The sequence below is a fragment of the Holdemania massiliensis AP2 genome, assembly GCF_000327285.1.
Taxonomy (GTDB): Bacteria; Bacillota_I; Bacilli_A; order Erysipelotrichales; family Erysipelotrichaceae; genus Holdemania; species Holdemania massiliensis.
Genome location: NZ_HE998568.1, coordinates 719,668 through 742,125 on the forward strand (window position 1 = coordinate 719,668; position 22,458 = coordinate 742,125).

Annotated in this window: 17 protein-coding genes; 8 read left to right on the forward strand and 9 right to left on the reverse strand. The window is 49.5% G+C overall.

What is annotated here, in order from left to right; genetic code table 11:
- Positions 1-8 precede the first annotated feature (8 nt).
- The 4 genes from kdpA to BN162_RS11185 all read right to left on the reverse strand — a co-directional run bounded on the left by kdpA (position 9) and on the right by BN162_RS11185 (position 6,726).
- A complete protein-coding gene (gene kdpA / locus BN162_RS11170; protein WP_020225192.1) occupies positions 9-1,745 on the reverse strand; it encodes a potassium-transporting ATPase subunit KdpA in 1,737 nt (578 codons plus the stop codon).
- 293 nt (positions 1,746-2,038) lie between these two features.
- Complete coding sequence (locus tag BN162_RS11175; protein WP_020225194.1) at positions 2,039-3,103, reverse strand: helix-turn-helix domain-containing protein; 1,065 nt, start codon at positions 3,101-3,103, stop codon at positions 2,039-2,041.
- Between the two features lie 178 nt (positions 3,104-3,281).
- Entirely contained in the window at positions 3,282-4,025 is a 744-nt protein-coding gene (locus BN162_RS11180; protein WP_020225195.1) for a response regulator, read from the reverse strand.
- On the reverse strand, positions 4,018-6,726 hold the full coding sequence (locus BN162_RS11185; RefSeq protein ID WP_020225196.1) for a sensor histidine kinase: 2,709 nt from the start codon (positions 6,724-6,726) through the stop codon (positions 4,018-4,020). Before BN162_RS11185 ends, BN162_RS11180 begins: the two co-directional genes overlap by 8 nt.
- 565 nt (positions 6,727-7,291) lie before the next feature.
- On the opposite strand from BN162_RS11185, the gene BN162_RS11190 reads away from it, so the two are divergent.
- Positions 7,292-9,217, forward strand: coding sequence for a sensor domain-containing diguanylate cyclase (locus tag BN162_RS11190; RefSeq protein ID WP_020225198.1), 1,926 nt, complete (start codon positions 7,292-7,294; stop codon positions 9,215-9,217).
- A gap of 120 nt (positions 9,218-9,337) precedes the next feature.
- Entirely contained in the window at positions 9,338-10,252 is a 915-nt protein-coding gene (locus tag BN162_RS11195; RefSeq protein WP_020225199.1) for an AEC family transporter, read from the forward strand.
- A 121-nt stretch (positions 10,253-10,373) separates the two neighbouring features.
- Here BN162_RS11195 and BN162_RS11200 read toward each other — a convergent pair whose 3' ends face one another.
- Complete coding sequence (locus tag BN162_RS11200; protein WP_020225200.1) at positions 10,374-12,161, reverse strand: flavocytochrome c; 1,788 nt, start codon at positions 12,159-12,161, stop codon at positions 10,374-10,376.
- Between the two features lie 184 nt (positions 12,162-12,345).
- On the opposite strand from BN162_RS11200, the gene BN162_RS17990 reads away from it, so the two are divergent.
- Together BN162_RS17990 and BN162_RS11210 are read left to right on the forward strand one after the other, a co-directional pair.
- Positions 12,346-14,061 (forward strand): cache domain-containing sensor histidine kinase, encoded by a 1,716-nt coding sequence (locus BN162_RS17990; protein ID WP_020225201.1) that lies wholly within the window; start codon positions 12,346-12,348, stop codon positions 14,059-14,061.
- Positions 14,043-14,789 carry a response regulator transcription factor gene (locus BN162_RS11210; RefSeq protein ID WP_020225202.1) on the forward strand — a complete coding sequence of 249 codons (747 nt, stop codon included), beginning with the start codon at positions 14,043-14,045 and terminating at the stop codon, positions 14,787-14,789. The genes BN162_RS17990 and BN162_RS11210 overlap by 19 nt, the downstream gene beginning before the upstream one ends.
- Positions 14,790-14,925: 136 nt before the next feature.
- On the opposite strand, the gene BN162_RS11215 is transcribed toward BN162_RS11210, so the two are convergent.
- Positions 14,926-16,188 carry a UDP-N-acetylglucosamine 1-carboxyvinyltransferase gene (locus BN162_RS11215; protein ID WP_020225203.1) on the reverse strand — a complete coding sequence of 421 codons (1,263 nt, stop codon included), beginning with the start codon at positions 16,186-16,188 and terminating at the stop codon, positions 14,926-14,928.
- Positions 16,189-16,266: 78 nt separating this feature from the next.
- The gene (locus tag BN162_RS11220; protein ID WP_020225204.1) at positions 16,267-16,710 is read right to left on the reverse strand and encodes a DUF3284 domain-containing protein; all 444 of its coding nucleotides are present in this window, start codon (positions 16,708-16,710) and stop codon (positions 16,267-16,269) included.
- A gap of 147 nt (positions 16,711-16,857) precedes the next feature.
- On the opposite strand from BN162_RS11220, the gene BN162_RS11225 reads away from it, so the two are divergent.
- Genes BN162_RS11225 through BN162_RS11235 form a run of 3 tightly spaced genes read left to right on the forward strand, consistent with a single transcriptional unit; the run spans position 16,858 to position 19,758 of the window.
- Entirely contained in the window at positions 16,858-17,664 is an 807-nt protein-coding gene (locus BN162_RS11225; RefSeq protein ID WP_020225205.1) for a TraX family protein, read from the forward strand.
- 31 nt (positions 17,665-17,695) lie between these two features.
- The gene (locus BN162_RS18640; protein ID WP_020225206.1) at positions 17,696-18,373 is read left to right on the forward strand and encodes a response regulator transcription factor; all 678 of its coding nucleotides are present in this window, start codon (positions 17,696-17,698) and stop codon (positions 18,371-18,373) included.
- The gene (locus BN162_RS11235) at positions 18,337-19,758 is read left to right on the forward strand and encodes a HAMP domain-containing sensor histidine kinase (protein ID WP_020225207.1); all 1,422 of its coding nucleotides are present in this window, start codon (positions 18,337-18,339) and stop codon (positions 19,756-19,758) included. Before BN162_RS18640 ends, BN162_RS11235 begins: the two co-directional genes overlap by 37 nt.
- Before the next feature lie 113 nt (positions 19,759-19,871).
- Here BN162_RS11235 and BN162_RS11240 read toward each other — a convergent pair whose 3' ends face one another.
- Both BN162_RS11240 and fba read right to left on the reverse strand, forming a co-directional pair.
- A complete protein-coding gene (locus tag BN162_RS11240) occupies positions 19,872-20,726 on the reverse strand; it encodes a YitT family protein (protein WP_020225208.1) in 855 nt (284 codons plus the stop codon).
- Positions 20,727-20,840: 114 nt separating this feature from the next.
- Positions 20,841-21,707: a class II fructose-1,6-bisphosphate aldolase gene (gene fba / locus BN162_RS11245; protein WP_006058291.1), complete on the reverse strand. Its 867-nt coding sequence runs from the start codon at positions 21,705-21,707 to the stop codon at positions 20,841-20,843.
- Between the two features lie 437 nt (positions 21,708-22,144).
- Between fba and BN162_RS11250 the strand changes: the two genes are divergently transcribed.
- On the forward strand, positions 22,145-22,429 hold the full coding sequence (locus BN162_RS11250; RefSeq protein ID WP_020225209.1) for a hypothetical protein: 285 nt from the start codon (positions 22,145-22,147) through the stop codon (positions 22,427-22,429).
- Positions 22,430-22,458: the final 29 nt, after the last annotated feature.

Genomic DNA, 22,458 nt, shown 5'->3' on the forward strand with positions numbered 1-22,458 from the left:
CTCCTTCATTAAGCGATCATCTCAAAGAACTCTGCAATCGGCCCCAGCGAAAGCGCCGGGAAGAAGCTCAGAGCGCCGACCAGCAGAACAATGAAGATCAGCAAAAACACAAACATGACGTTGCACGTTGACAGGGTACCCGCGCTGACTGCGACGGTTTTCTTCTTCGCCATACTGCCGGCAATCGCCAAGGTTGCCAGCATAGGAACAAACCGTGCGAAGATCATCACAAGCCCAATCGACACATTGAGGAAAACCGTGTTGGCGTTAAAGCCGGCAAATGCAGAACCATTGTTGCCGCCGGCCGACGAATAAGCGTACAGCACTTCCGACAAACCGTGCGCTCCCGGGTTGTTTAAACTATCTGCGACTTCCGGAAGCAGCGCAGCAATGCCGCTGCCGATCAGAATCGCGACTGGGGTTGCCAAACAAACCAGAACCGCCATCTTCATTTCAAACGGCTCAATTTTCTTCCCCAGATATTCCGGTGTCCGTCCGACCATCAAACCGGCAATAAACACTGTCAGGATAGCAAACCCGATCATTCCGTAAAGGCCGCAGCCCGTGCCGCCGAAGATGACTTCGCCCAGCTGCATTAATAACATTGGAATCATACCGCCGATCGGCGTATAACTGTCGTGCATGGAATTCACCGAACCATTGGAAGCCGCCGTTGTGAAGACGGCCCAGGTGGATGAAGCGGCAATCCCAAAGCGGGTTTCCTTACCTTCCATATTTCCGCCCGCTTGATTAACCGCCGTGAGATTGACGGCGCCGTTTTGCGCCAGCTGCGGTGTTCCGTTTTGTTCGCAGAATGCGACAAGCCCCAAGCAGACAACCAGTACGATCGTCATCGCGGCAAACAGTGCAAAGCCTTGCCGCTTATCCTTTACATTGCGGCCGAAGGTAAAGCATAAGGCAGCCGGAATCAACAGCAGTGAGATCATTTCCAGCAAATTGGAAAACGGCGTTGGATTTTCTAGCGGATGGGCAGAATTAACGCCGAAGAAACCGCCGCCATTGGTTCCCAGCTGTTTAATCGCAATCTGACTGGCCGCCGGTCCCATCGGTACAATTTGCTTTGTAACGGTAGTCCCGTCCTTTAGCACAATCGGTTCCACCAGACTGACTGTTTCATAAGGCTTAAAGTTCTGAACAACGCCCTGGGAAACCTGCCCCAAGGTCAAGACCACGCTCAAGGGAATTAAAATGTATAATAGAATTCGTGTTACATCGGTCCAGAAGCTTCCTAAGCCTTCTTTTCTGACCTGGACAAAGCCGCGGATCAAGACGAACAACACCGCAATGCCGACGGCCGGGGAAACGAAGTTCTGAACTGTCAGCCCCATCATCTGTGTGAAATAACTCAGTGTACTTTCACCGCTGTATGCCTGCCAATTGGTATTGGTCATAAAGCTGGCAGCTGTATTGAATGCCAGATGCCATGACGGATTCGGCAGATTTTCCGGATTGCCCGGAAGAAACTGCTGAATCATCTGCATGCCCATCAATCCGATTAAACAGAAAACACTGAAAACCACTGTGCACAGGGCATATTTCTTCCAGCTCATCTGCTCGCCCGCATCAACATGCAGCAAGCGATAGATCCATTGCTCAGCCGGCTTCAGAATTCGGCTGAGAAAAACAGGTTCGCCATTCATTACTTTGCCGATATATCCGCCTAACGGAAATGCGAGCGCCACTAAAATAATGACGTAGAAAGTCATTGGAATAGCGTTATTCATCCAAGCTTCTCTCCTTTCATAAGCACAACAACGAAGTAGATCAGAACCGCCGCCGCGGCGATTCCAATCAATCCGATCACAATTTGCATCTTGCTCCCTCCTCTTACGGATGAAGAAAGTTTAGCATCAGGGGAATTAGGATAGTGCTAGGATCTATGACTTTGAAATTAAGATTGCATTAAGACAAAATCCGCAAACGATTTTTCTATTCACGCTGCCGGCTGACTTGCAAAGTATAGAAAAGAAGACTGCCCAAACGGCAGTCTTCGCTTTTGATTTTTTATGGATGCAGCTTACTTTTCAATGTGAGATTCTGTGATTTCGTGAAGCTTATGAAGGACCTGTTCATAACGCGGAGATTGACGAAGAAATTGCATCGTTTCATCCTGCTGAAGAGCTTTCAGCAGCGATTGGCTGAGCAGCGCACCGAACGTACTCATGTCATTTTGATCCTGAATATGCGGATAAAGGGCGGAATGTGAAGCGATCCAGGGTGTTTTTAACGCCTGAAACATCGCTTCCAATGCGGCCAGCGCAGCTTCGCTGTCCTGCCGATCCGTCGCGGCTGTCCAGTCTGCATAAGCCAGATTATACGGCATCAGATCCAATTGTTCACCAATCCACCGGCACAGCTGCAGATAGCGCTGTGCGGTTTCCGGCTGGTCCTTGATCGTCAAATTCGCCAAGGTTCCCAACTGCATTGACAGATCATTGGCAGTTTTGATCAGCCGCCGTTCCATCATCTCCAACGCCTTTTCCGTTTCCTTGGAGCGCAGATACAAGTTGACCTGCAGCTGCTGCTTATCGATCATCGGCGGCTGCGGCAAGCGATTCAGCAGTTGGCGGGCTTCTTCAAACTGTTCTTGTTTCAAAGCGTCGAGAAATAAAAATCCAATCGCTCCATCGCGAACCTGTCCATCCTCTCCCTGCGCGCACTGTTCCAGCCATTGACGAATCAAGGCGTCCGCTTCCTCCGAATGTTCCGACAGCAGCATTGAACAGCTTTTTAAAACCGAAGCCAAAGCATAAAGCAAAGGCAGACAGCTTGGATATTCTTCGGCCTGTTCCCGAGCATAGATCAACGCCGCCTCGACTTGTCCCGTCTGGATCACCTGTGTCAGTTCGCGGACAAGATCAGCGATTTCCGCTTCCGTTAATTCCTCTTTAAACGAAAGAAGTGTATTCAAATCGATTTTTAATAGACGAGCCAAAGGCGGAAGCAGCGTGATATCGGGATAGCTGGCACCGCTTTCCCATTTGTTGACAGCCGGCGCGCTCACCCCCAAGCGCTGAGCAATTTGTTCCTGTGTGAGTCCCAATGCCTTCCGCCGCTGGCGGATTATTTCATTGATTTTCATCCTGATTTCCTTTCTGCCGGACATTTTTAGATGTACCGCAAGGATAGGCCTATCCTGACTTTATCTTATCAAGACACCTCAGTGCTGACAACTGAACGTTCCGCAGGTTTTGATTCATTTTTTTAACTATCCGTCATATTTTTTAATGACAGCGCCGGTAAAATCTAACCGGCCTTCCCTATCTATGCGGCTTATTCTCCGGCAAAGCCGCGTCATCATCCGGCTTCTCAATCCGCAGCATGCGATATCCCACTCCGACATGCGTCTGGATATAGGGTAAAGAGGAAGTGCTGCTTTCCAGCTTTTTGCGCAGCGTTGTCATAAATACCCGCAATGAAGCGACATCACTGTCCAGCGTACTGCCCCAGATCGCTTTTAATATCGCAGTATGGGTCATGACCTTGCCGACATTGTGCGCCAGCAGACACAGCAGTTTGTATTCGCTGGGCGTCAAATGCAGTTCCCGATCCTGAAGCCAAACGCAGCCGGAGCTGTAATCAATCTTCAAATCACCGTTGGTGAAAATCGGACTTTCCTCATTTTGCGTCTGAATGTAACGCATTCGGCGCAGCGTAACGCGCACACGCGCCAACAGTTCTTCCACGGAAAAGGGTTTGGTCAGATAATCGTCAGCCCCGGCGTCCAAGGCTTCAATTTTATCGCGGTCTTCACTGCGGGCGCTGATTACAATGATCGGCATGCGGCTCCAGGAACGAAGGGTTTGGATGACCTCAATCCCATCTCTGTCCGGCAGTCCCAGATCCAAAAGAATGATATCCGGCTGTTTCAACGTCGCTTCCTGAATACCCTGCCGTCCTGTACCCGCCGTCAGATAACGGTAATCCTGCGTTTCCAGAGTCGCCGTGATCAAATTACGGACCGCTTTGTCATCCTCAATCACCAGAATTAACGGTTTATTCATAAGCATGAACCTCCTCTGCTTTTATCCGAAATTCAAAGATTGATCCATGCGGCAGCTGATCTCGGACTTTCAGCGTACCGCCATGGGCATGGATAATCGACTGGCACAAGGCCAGACCCAAGCCCATTCCCCGCCGGCTGTCGGCAATCTGTCCGCGCGAGGTATAAAACAGATCAAAAATTCGTTCTTTCATGGCATCCGGCACACCGGGGCCATTATCCGCCACGCTGACGACAAGATCGCTCCCCTCAAGCCGGGAAGCTACGATGATCTCTGATCCCTTCGGCGTGTACTGGACCGCATTGTTCACCAGATTGATAATCACCTGCATCATCAGCTGAGAATCAATCCGAACCAGGACGATCTTTTCACATTCTTCATGATGAAGCTGATGGTCCCGGACATGCCGGCTGATATGCTGAAGCGCTTCGTTGATCACATCTTCCATCATTTCCGTCTGTAAGTTCAGACTCATTGTTCCGTTTTCAATTTTTGTGATCGAAAGCAGATTTTCAACTAAATCGATCAGCCAGGCGGAATCCTCCGCGATATCGGCAATCAATTCCCGGCTGCGTTCATCCTCAAGCAGTGATTTTCGTTTTAGTAAAATCCCGGCATTGCCGGATATGCTCGTCAGCGGCGTACGCAGATCATGCGAAATTGATCGCAGCAAATTAGCTCGAAGCTGTTCATTTTTAGCCTGAGTCAGCGCTTCCTGCCGCCGCCGCGCCAGGATTTCTTTATCCAGCGCCAGCGCGCATTCGCTGAGAGTGGATAAAACAAGATTGTTTTCAAAGGGATCCAGCGCCCGCTGTTTTAAAGCGATGCCGACCACGCCATAAACTGTTTCTGCCGTACGAATCGCCAGATACAGACAACGAGCGCTACCCAAGGTCGCGGTGGAGGCTCCGGCATGTTTATTATTGCGGAATACCCACTCCGCAACCGCGCGTTCATTGGTGTTCACCAACTCATTTTCCGAAATCTGCGGCTCCGCCTGAAAAATCTGCGGCTCGCTTAAACTCCGCGCATCGTTCTTTTCCTCAGAATCATACATGACGATCGTTTTATTCAACATTTTAACTAACTGTCTGGCGGTGACTTCAATCATTCCCTGGCGGGTGGTCTGCTGCTGCAGCTGCTGGCTGGTTTCCAGCAGTACTTTCATGCGGTACGCTGTACGGGCTGACTGCACGGCATGCCGCTTAATCTTGGACGCCAGCGAACTCGTTAAGAGTCCCGCCGCCAACATAATCACAAAGGTTATCGGATATCCTTCATCATAAGCATCAAGTGTAAATCGCGGCTCGGTAAACAAGAAATTAAACGTCAGCACAGCAGCAACCGCGGCAATCATACTGTAGCCCTGCTCGCTCAAAAGAACCGCGATAATCTGGACGCCAAGAATATAAACCGTTATGATATTCGCTTCACTGAAGCCGATCTGCCTAAATCCCAGCGAAATACAAGTACAGATCATCAACACCGCCAGCGTAAGCAGCGTATCACGGCGGTTGAATTGAAAAGACGGCCGTTTCTTCCTGAGCGGGCGGTAAGCTTGAGGCTGATTCGCCTGATCTGGAATGATATAAATATCCAGATTGGGCGCCAGCGCGCTGAGTTTTTCTGAAAATGACTCCTGGCCTAAGCCCAACCGCGGACGGCGGGTATTGCTACGGCCTAAGACAATTTTGGATACTCCGGAAAGACGGGCAAACTCCGCGATCTGATAAGGAATATCGTCCCCCATCAGCAGCTCGATCTGCGCCCCCAGCTGCTGAGCTAACTGAATGTTGCCGCGCAGCCGCTGACGATCCGAGTCCGTCATGGAGCTGAATGCTGAAGTTTCTACAAACAGCGCTGTAAATTTTCCCTTAAAAGCTTTTGCCAGCCGGGCAGCCGTCCGAATAATCCGGCCGTTGGTCGGCGATGCGGAAAGACAGACAAGAATATGTTCGCCGGTATAATAATCTGAAGCCTGCGCCTTCACCTTTTCCGTTGTCTGATTGACCCGGTCCGCTGTGCGCCGCAAGGCAATTTCCCGCAGCGCTGTTAAATTTTCCACCGAGAAAAACCGATCCAGTGCGGTTCTGGCCCGATCAGCTTGATAAATCTGACCTTCCTGAAGCCGCTGAATCAAATCCTGCGGTTCAATATCCACCAGCTCTACCTGATCAGCTTCATCAAATACGGAATCCGGAATCCGCTCCTGCACCAGCACGCCGGTAATAGAAGCCACAATATCATTCAGACTCTCAATATGCTGCACATTGACCGTGGTATACACATCGATCCCGGCTTTCAGCAGTTCTTCGATATCCTGATATCGTTTGAGGTGACGGCAGCCCGCAGCATTGGTATGGGCCAGTTCATCCACCAAAATCAACTGCGGCTGACGCTTCAGCGCGCCATCCAGATCCAATTCCTGCAGATGAATCCCTTTGTATTCCAATTTCAACGGCGGCAGCAGTTCCAAACCGGCAAGCAAATTCATCGTCTGCGGGCGGGCATGCGGTTCGATATATCCAGCAACCACATCTGTCCCCTGCTCCAAGACGGCATGCGCCGCTTCCAGCATCGCATAGGTTTTGCCGACACCGGCGGCATAGCCGAAAAAGATTTTTAAATGACCGCGGGTTCCCTGCTGCGATTGTGATTCAATCTGCTTCAGCAGTACATCCGGATTCACGCGCTGTTCCATCTTATCCGCCTCTTTTCTGCCGCTATTGTATCACATCCAATCAGTTTGGACTTCTTCACCGCATTAAGATTTCATTAAAATCGCAGCAGCGGAAAAATCATTTTAACCAGCAATTTTTCTGCCGCAAAGCCATGCTGAAAATTCAATCGCAGCACTTCTTTCTGATCATGGATATGTGCAAAATGTTCCTTATCGTTCATTAAGGTCAGTCGACCTTCACCATTGCGCTGCGTGTGGGGATTTCCCGCAGCCGCAGCTGAGTCCTATTCAAAGATGTCTTATTTCTGTCTGATTCTTAAGCCCACTCAAAATAAAGCCTTTTGCTAAAACTTCTGTTTTTTCGTCATGCCTGCCGGTTTCGTTTTACGAAAATAGTTTTTCTTTTTCTGAAAATCTTCGCAGGATTTTTGAAATATGAATTACAATAGAGTTATCCCAGTCGGGATCAGGCTAACCAAACATGCAGCTCAAGGCTGAGTCCATCAAATTAACAATTTCAATTGGAAAACACTGCCCATTAAGATATAAAGTTGAAATCCAAGCATCATACAGGAAGAGGGAAAATATGAAACATAATATCTTACTGAAAACCAATATCTTAGTCTGTCTGGTTGTTTTTCTCGGCTTTTTAGCCACGGCTGTGCTGAGCTATCAGATGAATTATTCCGCTTCCGTCAAAAATATAGAACAAGTATCCGAACTGACTTCGGAAGGCATTTATTATCAAATGACGATGTTGTTTACCAAGCCGGTTAATATTTCGCTGACCATGGCGAACGACAGTCTGCTGCGCAGTGCGTTAATTGAAGAAAGTGCTAATCTGAATAATCCGAAGTATGAAGCGGTTCTGACAGAATATCTGAAAACTTATCATGATCAAACGAATTACGACTCCGTATTTTTAGTTTCATCCGCTTCTCAGCGTTATTACAATTATGACGGACTGGATCGAATTCTCACACCGGAAAACCCGGAAGATGACTGGTATTATACAATGGCGGAATCGGATCAAGAATATGCAATGAATGTCGACAACGATGAAGTTAAAGCTAAAAATAACGAGATTACCGTATTTGTGAACTGCAAGATTACAGATGATCAGGGACAGCTTTTGGGGATCGTCGGCGTCGGTTTGCAGATTGATTCTCTGCAGGCTTTGATTCAAAGCTATGAGGAACAGTATCAGGTACAGGCATTTTTGATCAATAACGCCGGAGATATTGAAATTTCCTCGCACCACACCGGCTATGAAAAAGTGAACTTGTTTTCATTATATCCCTATCCCGATGAGGTACAGGATGCCGTTTTAAACTGGCAGGGAGGCGACGCTTCAAGTCCTTTCTGGGTTGCTGACCCGCAGGACAGTCAGGGACGAGATTACGTAATTTCGCGCAGCATTCCACAGCTGCAATGGCATTTGTTTGTCCGGCAGGATACTGGTAAATTATTAAAATCACTGCAGCGGCAGCTATGGCTGTCCGCCTTCATCATCGTTTTGATCATACTCTTTATTCTATATATTATCACACGGGTTATCCGAAGCTTTAACCAACAGATTATTGAACTGACGCAGTCCGTTGAACAGGAAAAACGGTCCACCTTTGAAAAAGCAACCGAGGAATTGTTTGACAACATCTATGAATTGGACATCACGCATAATTGTCCGGCCGATGCAGAAACGCAGAAGTATTTTGAAAGTCTGGGTGCGCCGGCCGGTACGCCTTATGATCAGGCCCTGCAGGTCGTTGCTGAAAAACAGATCAAAGCGGAATTCCGGCAGGGGTATGTCGATACCTTTACGCCTGTCAATGTGATCCGCGCGTATGAAAACGGACAGGATACTTTGACCTATGAATTCATGATTTCCACCGGCGGGGATTATTTCTGGATGCGGATAACGGCACGGATCATTCAGCAGGAAAAGGATCAGTCGCTGCACATGCTGACATATCGGCAGAATATTGATGCTGAAAAACGGCAGGAAAAACGGCTTCAGGCTTTGGCTCAGATCGATGAGATGACGCATCTGCTGACAAAAAGTGCAACGCGGCGGCATATTGAACAAAAGCTTCAAGCTTGCCCGAATCAGCAATTTGCTTTTTTCATCTTCGATATTGATACATTTAAAGAAGCGAACGACCGTTACGGCCATGTTTTTGGAGATTCGGTGATTGAAGACTTTGCCGCTGTGCTTTGCTCCCAGTTTCGGCAGGATGACATTATCGGGCGGATCGGCGGCGATGAATTCGCAGTCTTCATTCCCATCACCGGCTCTGCCGATGTTGAAGATAAGGCAAAAGCTTTATCGAAGGCTTTAAATAAAACGCATACCGCGCTGGGCTGCACCTGGATGATGAGCGCCAGCATCGGCATCGCGCTGGCACCGCAGGATGGCTGTGACTTTGAAACGCTGTATCAAAGTGCTGACGCCGCTTTATATCAAACTAAAAAGCGAGGGAAAAACAGTTATTCCTTTCATAAAGCTTCTTAACTTCAGTATTATTCTTTGCAAAGCTGAAAAAATTTATAAGAAAGAAACTTTTCTTATCCTTTCTGACGCGAACTTCGTTATAATTAAAACCAGCGTAGATTTTGCGTTGAGGAGGACCTTATGGAATCTGCAGTCACGATATTTAATCAAATTCTGAAAATGTTTCTGATGATGAGCGTCGGCTTTTTGCTTTACCGCAAAAAAACAATCAACGACGATACAACCGCACGGCTCTCAAATATTTTACTGATGGTGGCTACTCCCTGCACAATTATCACTTCGTTTAACCAGACCTACACGCCGGAAAAGCTGCAGGGACTGATCCTGGCTTTTGGGCTGAGTCTGGCCGTCTATGCCGCTAATATCATGATCGCCGGCGTACTGTGCAAGCGGGAAGAACGGGTAGAAAAATTCGCCTTGGTCTTCTCCAATGCCGGATTTCTCGGAATTCCGCTGGTGACTGGGCTCTTGGGCATTGAAGCGGTTTTTTATTTATCGCCCTTCATCGTCTGCTTCTATTTGTACGCCTGGACGTATGGAGTGATTGTGATGTCCGGTACCCGGGAGGGCGTCACGTTCAAAAAGATTCTGACCAATCCCTGTATCTGGGCGATGGCTGTGGGCGTGCTTGTCTTTCTGCTTCCGCAGAAACCACCGGTACCCGTCATGGAAGCCGTCGCTTCGCTGGGCTCCATGAATACACCGCTGGCAATGTTGGTGCTGGGCGCTTATCTGGCAAAAAGTCCGCTTATTCATATGTTTAAAAACATCGCGGCTTACCGGATCAGTGTTTACCGGCTAGTTTTGATTCCCGCGTTTTTACTGGCGGCGCTGAGTCTGGTACCGGACACCTTCGCAACGATCCGGACGGTGATTCTGGTTTCTGCCTGCGCCCCCTCTGCCGCTTTGGCACCGGTTTTTGCCCAGATGTTTCACCGCGATATCAGTCTGGGTGCAGAAATTGTCAGCTTGTCCACCATACTCTGTCTTTTCACCTTGCCGGTTGTCATCATGCTTTCGGAGATGATCTGGTAAATACGGATGGATTCCGCTTTTTTAACGTATTGTTCATCATATCTTTCGTGCTTCACGGCGATGCAGTAAAAATGATGGCCTTTCTCCCCCCAGAGATAATCAGCCATCATTTTTTTAATTCTTATTTTGAAGCGTTTTCGCCCGCGATGCGTCCGAATACCGTGATATCCGACAGCGCATCCGAACCTAAACGATTGGTTCCATGAATGCCGCCGGTGACCTCACCTGCCGCGTACAGACCCTCAATCACGTTGCCGTCCTGATTGATGACCTGCGCGTTCGCATTGATCTGAACACCACCCATCGTATGATGAACAGCCGGGGCTGCCTTGACAATGTAGTAAGGTCCCGTTTCGATCTTAGCCGGCATCGAGCGCTTGTTGAATTCCGGATCCACACCCGCTTCAACATAGCTGTTGTAATTTTCCACCGTCTTTTTCAGTTCTTCAGCATCAATACCAAAGAAATTTGCCGCTTCTTCCAGCGTATCCGCCTTGACCATCAATCCTGCCTGGGTCAGATAATCCAACTCTGCCGCATGATTTTCCTGCAGTTTGCTCAGATCAAAGCCGTTCTGATCCACCAATTCGTAACAAACATGACCGGTCTGATCCTTAATTGCCATCGACATAACGTCGCGCCGTCCTAGTTCCTCGACAAACCGCTTGCCTTCTTTGTTGACAATCACCGTGTAGCCGTACAGACGAGCATCGTCATAATACAGCAGGGCTCCGGTTGTCGGATCACAGATCGGATAAGTCTGAATGTATTCCATCCCGACCAGATTCGCTCCAACCTTCGTCGCCATGGTGATGCCGTCGCCGGTGGAGCCCACTGAATTCGTGGACAGAATGGATTCGTCTATCTGCGGATCATACTGCTTGCGCATTTCAATATTTGAGCCGAACCCGCCGGTGGTTAAAATCACATTTTTTGCGGTAAAGGTGTAATCGGTATTTTTACCTTCCGCTTTCACGCCGATAACACGGCCGGTTTCATCGGTGATCAGCTCGGTAGCGCGGGTATCCAGCAGCAGCGGAATTCCCAGTTCCTCGGCTTTCGCCTGTTCCTTTTTAATGATCTCAGCTCCGCTGGCGCCTAAAGGAATCAGCGAACGCTTAACCGAGTGACCGCCGAAGAACATCAGCTCGTCTTCCCATACTACGTTGCAGGTATCCCGCAGCCATTCTGCCCCCGCCAAGGCATTGTCCGCAACAACCTTGACCAGCTCCGGATCATTCAGATGATCGCCGCCCGTCAGCATATCCTGCGCCATCAGCTCAGCGTTGTCTTCAATGCCTTCCGCTGCCTGCAGCCAGTTGCCCGGCGCGGCATATTCAGCTCCGGAAATCAGCGTATTGCCTCCGGCCATCGGCATTTTTTCAACAATAATCACATCGGCGCCGTTCATCTTCGCTGTAATTGCCGCCGCAAAACCAGCCCCGCCGGCCCCGATAACCACTACATCATGGGTTTCTTCCTTCGCTGTCCGTTCTGCGGATTCCGGTGTTCCGGCATCGATCTTTTTCAGCATTTCTTTGCTTGCCCCGGCTGCCGCCAATGCGTTATTAACAGCCTCTAAGAAGCCGTTGGATGTCGCAGTCGCCCCCGAAACGGCATCCTGATCGACGCTGTTGGTTGCCAGAATCGCTTCCGTCAGCGTATCCATCGCCTTGTCAATACCGGCGGTTTCATCATTCTTGGTGATCGTGATCGCTGTAATCGTATCGTCCTTGATCGTGACTTCTACCCCGATAATTCCGCCGCGGCCATTGCCTTCACCGGCATAAGTTCCATCTGCAATCGCATTCGCTGTTGATGGCTGTGCCGGTGTTTTCGACTGATCCCCGCAGCCGGCCAGTCCCAGGATCAATAGCCCGGACAACATCAGCGCACATAATTTCTTCATTTGTTTTCCTCCTTTTGTTAACTTATTGACAATGCTATTTTATCATGCTGCAATCATGTTGGCTTTGCACTGGTTTGTTATTTTTTGCACTTTCAACACAGCCTGCTTGTCATCCCAGCAAGCTTCATTTATACTAAAAAACAAGGATGCTCACGCGTCTTAACCAGGGGAAAAGAGGGATATGATGACATTGCGGACAAAACTCTGCTGGTCGTTTCTGGCCTGCATTCTGATTGTGTTCTTGCCGATTCTGACCATTACCGAAACCCAGCTGCGCCCGGCCAGTGAAAAACAGACTTTGCAGCAGACCCGTCAGCTGGTCAATGCGAAAGCCGCGGAAGTGGGTTCCTGGCTGAACCAGCGGATCAGTGAAATCCGGATTATCCATGAATTTCCCGGCACGCAGTCGCTGGATTTTGATCAGCTTCGCCCCTATCTTTCTTCCCTCAACGAAGTTCTGCGCCAGCAGTACGGCAACCCCGAGGAAGCCTTCGCGGTTGGAGGCTTGGATGGACAGGGCTGGATTAATGACAAACTGACGATTGACGTGCATCAGCGTCCCTATTTTATTGAAGCCATGGCCACCGACCAGGAGTATGTCATCAGCAAGCCGGTCATCTCCAAGTCCGACGCCAAGCCGATCTTTCTGATCTGTTATCCGATCCGCAATGAGAACGATAAAAAAATCGGCTTTATCAACGGATCTGTCAATCTGGATAAATTTACGGATATCCTGTCCTCCGTCAGCATTTACGATGGATTTTCATGGATCATGAACCGCGAAGGTCTGGCCTATACCGCGGCGCCTGAGGTTTTCGATGAAATTCAGCTGACTGATGATGATCTTCAGGCGCTTGCCGGGCAGGCTGAAGTCACCGGTTATTTAAAGTTGGATTCCGACCGTTCCGACACGATCTTCTATGCCTCGGTTCCCTATGCCCCAGGGTGGCTGTACTGCGTTCAGGTCAGCGATGCGAAACTGTTTTCTTCGTTCGATCAGGTTGTTGGGATGATGATCGGCTTCGCCTTCTTTTTGTTAATCTGCGCCGCGCTTTTAGCCTGGCGGCTGTCCAATTCTATCACCGCGCCGTTAAAACGCCTTGAACAGAGTGTTCTGGCCGTCGCCAACGGAAATTTGAATACGGTGTTCCATAATTCGGGATCGGATGAAATTGTCCGGCTGGGCCGTTCCTTCAACGAGATGGTGACCCAGCTCAGACAATTGATCAATCAGGTTATTTCGGTTCAGCAGCAGAAACGCAAAGCGGAATTAAGGGCGCTGCAGGCGCAGATCAATCCCCATTTTTTATATAACACATTGGATACGATTCAATGGAAAGCGCTGGAACATGACGCCGGGGAGGTTTCGGATATGATCTGGCAGCTTTCTCAAATGTTCCGCATCGCGTTAAACGACGGCCGCGAGCTGATTCCCGTTGCCGATGAAATCCGGCATGTGGAAAGTTATCTGACGCTGCAGAAAATGCGGCTTCCTGATCAGTTTGCCTATACGCTGAACGTTGAGCCGGGATGCAGCGAAATCCTGATTCCCAAGCTGATCCTGCAGCCTTTGGTGGAAAACTGCTTGGTTCATGGTTTGGATCGGAAACGAAAAGATGGACAGATCGCGATTGAAATCCGCCGTCAGGGTGAATTGATCGTGTTGTCGGTTCAGGATAACGGCAAGGGGCTGGATCCGCAGCGTCTGCAGCGTTTGATGCAGGAGTTGGCCAGCCATCAGGAATCGGATCATTATGGTTTATACAACATCAACGAACGGCTGTACCTGACCTATCGTGATCAGTACCGCTTGACTCTGGAAAGTCCGTTGGGAAAAGGCTTTCGGATCACATTAACGTTCCCGGCTGAGGAGGAAAACACATGCTTCGCGTCATTGTAGCCGATGATGAACCGGTCATCCGCAATGGAATTGTTCATCTGATCGAATCCAGCGGTCTGGATTTAAAAGTAGCCGGGACTGCCGAAGATGGCCGGGAAGCGGTGGAGCTGGTTCAGAAGCTGGATCCGGAAATCATCATTATGGATATCAACATGCCTCAGCTCAATGGACTGGAAGCGATTGGGGAAATCCGCAAAAGCTCACCGGACTGCCGGATTCTGATCGTATCCGGTTACAGCGATTTTGCTTACGCCCAGCAGGCGATTGATTTAGGCGTCTGCAAATATTTGTTAAAACCGCTGGATATCCATGGCTTTGTGCCGATTCTCCAACAGGCGATGGACAGCTGGACCCAGCTTCACCGTAAAGCCAATCCGGCCTCCTTCAATGAAGAAGATGCTTTTCAAGATAAAGGACTGGCTGCCTTTCATTATGTCCGGGATCACTTTACTGAAAATACCCTGAATCTCACCGACGCTGCCCAGCGTTTTTATCTCAGTCCGTCCTATCTGTCCCGAATCATCAAAGAAAAAACCAGTCTTTCCTTTACCGATTACCTGAACCGGTTAAGAATTGATCTGGCTGAATCGCTGATGCTGGAAAATCCGGGCATGACGATGAATGAAGTGGCGCTGCAGTGCGGCTACAGCTCCCAGCACTATTTCAGCCGGGCGTTTAAAAATTACACCGGCATGACGCCGATTGCCTTTAAGAATAAACCCCGCTGACTCATGATCAGCATCTATACCAAAAAAGGAACGATTCGCGCATCGCTGCCTGTCCTCGTTCCTTTTTTTCGGCTATTTTTTCGATAACTTGATGAAGAGATAAAAAATGCTCAACGGTTTGGCCGTTCCGCTTATTTTATTCTACCGTTTCCCGCCAGATATTCGCGCCTAACGCCCGCAGTTTGCCGTCCAAATCATCATATCCCCGCTCGATATGATAGATTTCATGAATTTCCGTCACGCCTTCCGCCAACAGTCCGGCAACAACCAGACTGGCTCCGCAGCGCAGATCCGTCGCGGTGACACGGTCGCCGTACAGAGGGGTTATCCCTTCAATCGTACAGCTGCCCTGCCCGACGCTGATGTCCGCGCCCATCCGCTGCAATTCAATGCAGTGCTTAAACCGTTCCGGATAAATGGTTTCCCGAATTGTTGATTTGCCTTCCGCCTGCGTCAAAAGAGCTGACAACGGCTGCTGCAGATCGGTCGCAAAGCCCGGATACGGCAGCGTTTTAATATCGACGCCCTGCAGCTTACCGCCGCCGCGGATCAGAACGCTGTCGACGTCGACTTCCATATCCACACCCATTTCCTGCAGCTTGGAAAGCAGCGATTCCAAATGCTGCGGAATGATATTCGTAATTTTCATTTCCTTCGCAGCGGCCGCGGCCATGATGATAAACGTTCCCGCTTCAATCCGATCCGGAATGATCTCATGGAAACAGCCGGATAAATAATCCACGCCGTCAATCGTGATCACATTGGTGCCGGCGCCGCGGATATGCGCGCCCATCTTGTTGAGCAGCGTAGCGACGTCGATAATTTCCGGCTCCTTGGCGGCGTTTTCAATCGTTGTCCGGCCCTTTGCGTAGACCGCTGCCATCATGATGTTGATCGTCGCACCGACCGAAGAAATATCAAGAAAGATTTTCGTTCCGATCAACTCTTCTGCTTCGATCGTATAACAGCCTTTTTGATAATCGACCTTCGCTCCCAGCGCTTCAAAACCCTTGAGATGCAGATCAATCGGCCGCGGCCCCAGATAACAGCCGCCCGACATTTTGATTTTGACATGTTTGTATTTGCCTAACAACGCTCCCATAAAATAATAGGAAGCCCGCAGCTTGGTGACCGCCGGATGTTCCAGCGGGCGGTTGATCATTTCAGTCGGGTCGATGATCAGATGTCCCCGATCCTTATGCACCACCGCCACGTTCAGTTCCTCTAACAAGGTGGATAACGATTCCACGTCCGCAATATCCGGCACACCGCAGATCGTCACCGGGCCGCTGGCCAGAATGGAGGCCGGAATCAAGGCCACCGTCGCGTTCTTTGCCCCGCTGATTCTGACCTCTCCGTTCAGCTGATGACCGCCTTCAATCTTAAATACTTCTTCCATCGGTTGGGCTCCTTTCATTGCACTATCATACTATTAAGTTTTGTTTCAAACGTGATTGTTTTTGATTGCTGTCCCAGCTTAGCCGTACAGCTGACGGATTTCCTTTTCCCATTGTTCCATCAGCCGCTGCAGCTTCTTTTCGTTTTTCCGTTTTCCCATCCACGAAAGGCTCAGAATCGCCAGCTTTTTTTCCATATTGGCAGGCCGGAATTCTTCGCTGTACACAACCATGCAGCTATGTTCGTCAAGCTGCCGGCACTGGGTATCAATGACCTGCGTTCCGTCAAACATATCGACCCGCAGCTGCACATGCGCCGGTTTATCAAAAATCGTCAGCTCGGCTTTGCCGATCCGTTGTTTCTTATCCGAAACGACAATCTTCTTGTCGTATTTCAGGCCCTGACGAATCTGGGCAATCGTCAATTTCTTATCGGTTTCAATCTGAATGTCCTGCGCAATCCGCCGGGCCATGAAGTTGAAAAATTGAACGGCGGAACAGGGAAACTGATGTTGTATCTGCATAATCTCATCCTTATCTTTTTACGTAACTATTATACCGTGATCCGTTCCGCATTGCCACTCTTTCCCGATGCGGGTGCATAGTTTTCGCATTCCTTAGAATTTCCTTAGACTTGTGGTTTATGCTCAGAAACAGAAGGAGGGATTTCTATGAAATCTAAAAAACGGTTCCGCGGATTCAGCGGATTTGATCTGAAATGTTTGGCGATGATCCTGATGGTGCTGGATCACATTCATTATTTCTTTGGTTTTACCGGACGGATTCCGCTGCTTTTTTCTCAGCTTGGCCGGCTGTCCGGCTGGCTGTTTCTGTTCTGTACGGCGGAAGGCTTTGCGCACACCTCCAATCGCCGGCGGTATGTTCTGCGCTGCTACATCATCGCGGCAGCGATGGGATTGATTCAATATGCGATCCAGTTTTTCGGCTGGACGCGGGCCGATGGTTTTTTCCCGGCCAACAACATCTTCGCTACCTTTCTGCTCTGCTTCCTTTTGTGGCAGGGGCTGGATGAATTAAAGAAAAAACGCTGGCTGATCGGAATCGGCTTGTTAGCGCTACCCTGGATTGGCTATTTCCTGTTTGCCAGTCTGCCGCTGACACTGGTGCCCTATGCCTATTTCCTGCAGTGCACGCTGTTTCCGCTGCCGTTTCTTAACGAAGGCGGGATCTACTATCTGATCGGCGGTTTTCTGCTTTATGCCCTGCGCCCCCGCCGCGCCGTTCAGCTGAGCGTCTTTACGCTGACGATAGGCGGACTGTATGCGCTGATGCTGGGGCAGATGAATTTCAGTTTCATTGAAGTCTTGACCCTAGGTTATGAATGGATGGGACTATTCGCGGTGGGTTTGATGGCCTTGTACAACGGCCGGCGCGGACCGCGCAATCAGCGTTTCTTCTACTGGTTTTATCCCGCCCATATCTATCTGTTTTATATTCTGTCATGCTTAATGATATAATAGAGAAAACAACGGCAGGGAGGGAATGGATATGGCACGGATCATCGCCGTGGATGATGACGCGGATCTGCTTCGATTAATTCGCATCGCTTTAGAGAAAGACGGGCATACCGTCATCGGCTATACAGATCCCGCTGAAGTCGATGAAGAAATCTGGGCGAAAGCGGATTTAGTCCTGCTGGATATCATGCTTCCGCATCAGTCCGGTTTCGAGCTTTGCCGGAACATCCGCTGTCAGCTGGACTGTCCGATCCTGTTTCTCAGCGCGCGCAGTGAAGATGAAATGATGATTGAGGGGTTGGGCTTAGGCGCGGATGACTACCTGACCAAGCCGTTCAGTCTGAGCGTCCTGCGCAGCCGGATTCAGGCTCACCTGCGGCGGGAACATCGCCGGCTTTGGGATTATGCCTGCGATTGGCAGCTGGATCCGCATCAGCAGATCTGCTTCCAAGGTCATCCGCTGAATCTGACACGCAGTGAAAAGGAAATTCTGATGGCCTTACGCCGTCAGCCCGGCCGGATCTGGACCAAAGAACAGCTGTTAGCGCTGATCAATGGCTGGGATCGCTGTAGCGAACCGGCTGCGATTACCGAACACATTAAAAATATCCGGTCCAAGTGCCGAAAATGGCACAGCGATCCGATTGAAACCGTATGGGGGATAGGTTATCGATGGAAAAACGAAGACGCAGAAAAACCCAAACCTTAGCGCAGTTTTTGCGGCGTTATTTCTTAATCACATCCCTGGGTGTGCTTGCCTTATTGGCGGGGGCCCTTGGCCTATTTCAGCTGGGGTTAAACGCCGGCTGGTACACTCCGGCCAATCATGCCGAAATTCAGGCGCAGGAGTTGATCGGCAAAATTCAGGTGCAGGATTTCTTTGATCCCAATCAGGTTCCCGACGGTCTTGATTATATCCTGTTCAGTCATGAACAGTGGGCGGACAGTTCTCTGCTGCCCGATGATGCCCTGGCGGATTACAGCTATTATTCCGGCAGCTATACCGGCATGATCGGTGCTTCTGCCTGGCTGCGGACAGATTTAAGAGCGGAAACCGTCATTCTTTTATTCCGCTATGCTGTCCGTCCCGCTTCGCCGGCCATCGCCGCTTTGATTCCGGATCTGCAGGGAGTGTTTGTCGGCTTCTCCGCTCTGATGATCCTGATCTTATTGATAGGCATGACCAATCGCTATGGAAAGAAATTAGTACAGGCACTCAACGCCTTGGAGGAATCCGCAACCCAAATCGCCGCCGGCAATCTGGATTTTGAGATTCATGATACGGCCCTGAATGAATTCAACCAGGCTCTGGATTCCGTCGAAACGATGCGGACGGCGCTGAAAGACTCGCTTGTTCAGCAATGGGACATGCAGAATCAACGGGAAATTCAGATTGCCGCGCTGGCCCACGACTTAAAAACACCGCTGGCTGTCATTGCGGGCAATGTGGAACTGTTAAAAGAAGAAGCACTGCCGGAAACGGCGGCGGAAAGTCTGGAAGTGATCGCCCGGCGCTTAGAGCAGCTGAGTCATTATGTCTATCAGCTCCAGCAGGCTGCCAGCCGTCAAAATCAGGCTGAACAGCCCAAACTGACCGCGATCGATGAGTTAATCCGGCGCTGTACGGAAGAAGTCGATGGCTTATGCCGCAATAAGGATTTGACCCTAACTGTATTCTGTCCGCCGTTTTCCGCTTGGGTGCATACGGAAACCCTGCGCCGGGCGCTGATCAATTTGCTGGATAATGCAATCCGGTATTGTCCTTATGGCAAAACGGTTCAGCTGATGGGACAGATTACGGAAACCCATTGGATTATCAAGGTCAGTGACGAAGGTCCCGGCTTTCACGCGGAAAGTCTGAAGCATATCGGCGAACCTTTCTATCGTTATGAATCCGCCCGCAGCAGCAACGGACACGCGGGTTTAGGACTGTATACGGTATCGCAGGCGATGCAGATTGAAGGCGGACGCATGATTCCCGGCAATGTCCCGGACGGCAGCGGAGCTCAGGTAATTCTTGAATTTCCCCGTACTACTCTTGCGGAAGAAACTGAACGCGCTGACCCTGGTTCCGGCAGCTTCGCTTCACCTTGACAAAAAAGAATCGGCGGATTCGGGAAGACTTTCATTCCCGGGCTGCCGATTCATTTTTTCTTGTCCATGCTCAGTTTTTTCGCAGTCAGGTTCTCGGTGTTTCAATTTGCCGATTAAACTTTGAATTCAAAGCTGAAGCCAAAGCCCTTGACCTCATGGGTATCATTGGCGATCACAAATGCTTCCTTATCTATCGCCGTTACCATTTCCATCAGCGCGGGATACTGGTTCTTCGTGATGACGACAAGCACGATTTTGCGCTTCTCATAAGTATAGCCGCCCTGGGCTTCAATCAGGGTCGTTCCCCGTTCCAGGCGGGAATGAATCTGTTCAATGATCTGTTCATATTGATCTGAAATGATCTGAATCGCTTTGGCCTGCTGCCCGCCGAACATCAGCACCTTGTCAATCGCTACGGAAGACGCCCAAACCGACACAAAGCCTACCAGTACCGCTTCCAAGCCATAGGTAAACGCACCTAGCAGCACGGTCAGCGCATCGGTGATCAGCACTAGCTTGGCAATTTCAATGTGCGTCAGCTTATGCACGATCAGCGGCGGAATGTCCATTCCCCCGGTACTCGCCCCCGTTCTTAACGCCATCCCAACGCCCATGCCGCCCAATAAGCCGCCGTAGAGCGAAGCTAAAATCGGATCCAAATCCAAAACCGGAACCCGGCCGCTGAAAAAGGTCAAAAATACCGGATAAATCAGTGAGCTCAGGATGGTCTTCATGGCAAATTCCTTCCCCAAAAAGCAAGCGCCGATGACAAACAGCCCCACTACCAGAATATTCACCATCAGCGTGACCGGCAGCGGAATTAACGGCTGCAGAGCGACGGCAATGCCGGCGACGCCGCCGGACAGAATATCATACGGCAAAATAAACATGCTGACAGCCAGTGCCAAAACGGCATTGCCGGCTGCGACCCAAACGATATCTTTCCCCTTCTGTTTTAACGTTTTCATCACGGTCCTCCTCGTTTTTTATACACCCTCTTATTATAAGCTTTCCCCCGCCGGAAAAAAAAGAAAACCCGCAGATTTCTCCGCGAGTTTCTCTCAATAAGAGTTTTTCAGTGATTACGCTTTGTTTGCGGAACCAAACTGGTTCATCATTTCAATGACTTTCTTCGTGATTGCATCAGCCCCTGGTTTCAGCAGTTTGCGCGGATCATAGCCCTTGCCGGCCAGATCTTTGCCTTCTTCAATATACTTGCGGGTTGCGGCTGCGAAAACCAGCTGCAGTTCGGTATTGACGTTGATCTTGGAAACGCCCAGCGAGATTGCCTTGGCTACCTGATCCGCCGGGATACCGCTGCCGCCGTGCAGAACCAACGGTTTGCCATTAGTCGATGCCTGGATTTCAGCCAGACGGTCAAAGTTCAATCCCTGCCAGTCAGCCGGATATTTGCCGTGAATGTTGCCGATACCCGCAGCCAGGAAATCAACGCCCAGAGCCGCGATATTAGCACATTCCTGAGGATCTGCCAATTCACCCATGCTGGCAACGCCGTCTTCTTCGCCGCCGATGCCGCCGACTTCACATTCAACGGAAATGCCTTTGGAGTGAGCCAATTCCAGAATTTCTTTGGACTTCGCTACATTCTCTTCAAAATCATAATGCGAGCCGTCAAACATGACAGAAGTGAATCCCGCTTCAATGCAGGCCTTTGCGCCTTCAAATGAACCGTGATCCAGATGCAGCGCAACCGGAACGGTAATGCCCATTGAATCATGAATTTCTCTGACCATGGCCACGACGTTCTTAAAGCCTGCCATATACTTGCCAGCGCCTTCTGAAACGCCTAACATGACCGGTGATTTGGCTTCTTCAGCTGCGGCCAGAATGGATTTAATCCATTCCATGTTATTGATGTTGAATGCGCCTACTGCATAATGACCTTCATGAGCTTTTTCGATCATTTCTTTTGCGGAAACTAATGCCATAAATGTATCCTCCTATTTTCTACGCCCTTATTCTACTCCATTTTTCTAAATTTGAGAAGTCTGCAGCAGCGCTTTTCAAGGAAAAAGCACGCAACCCGAACAATCCTTTGGATTCTGCCTGAAATGTCAACAAGCCACTTTGTGAGAAAATTCCAAGAACTCTCAATTTTAGGATTTCCTCAGCCTGGAAACTGAGATATCTAAAAAAATAACCATTTTTTACCCATTTTCGGTTAAAATATTAAGAATTTTTAACATTTTTGTGTATAATAGTGTTATTGAGGTGCTGACAGCTGTCTTTTTGGTTATAATATTTCTATCCAAGACCTGTAAAGTCAGTGTTATCACCCGATTCAGTGAAAATTTTACTTATTTTCACTGAAAAAATGATTGTCACAGAAGAAATTGTTGGATATAATTCCAACCGGAGGAATAGTATGAATAAAAGTTCAGAAATTTACGACATCGCTTGGGATCTCGCTTCGATCGTAGACAACCTGGATGATTCCGTCCTTAACGTCATTTGCAAAGGAGCTCAGGGAACAGATCCAAACGCTACCGCTTCATTGGAATTGGCTTGCAAGACACTAAAAAAGAACATCGAGCAGATGAAAGGTTTAGTTGCATCCCTGGAAGACATTACTTTCGGGCTGGAAGAACAACTGGAAGAGTTGGAATCGAACGGGACTGAGAACTCCTCATCACCGGCAAATTTATCGTAAAACAGAAAGAACTGTCAGGGCTTTGCTTC